This is a genomic window from Neisseria sp. P0022.S009 (assembly GCF_051956675.1).
Lineage (GTDB): Bacteria > Pseudomonadota > Gammaproteobacteria > Burkholderiales > Neisseriaceae > Neisseria.
In genome coordinates, this window is the sequence record NZ_JBQCXE010000120.1 from 1 (window position 1) to 206 (window position 206).

The following is a 206-nucleotide window of genomic DNA, read 5'->3' on the forward strand; positions in this document are numbered from 1 at the left end:
CGGTTTGGATTAAGCCGGCCTCTTTCAGGTCTTTGAGGGCGTCTTTCAGACGACCCCTTTGGGTTTCTTCATCGGTATTGTGGTTGTTGGCGGTTTGGGCGGCTTTGTTCAGGCTTTTGGCCAGGGAGAGTGCCTGTTCGAGTTGGGCGACGGCATCGTCCATATCCAGCACTTTGCCGTTGGCATCCTGGTTTTGTGCACTGACA

General features: G+C 54.4%; 1 pseudogene. It reads right to left on the bottom strand.

The annotated features are described in order from the left end of the window. Positions 1–206, bottom strand: a pseudogene (locus ACTHUG_RS11710) (DUF2345 domain-containing protein); the annotation flags it as partial.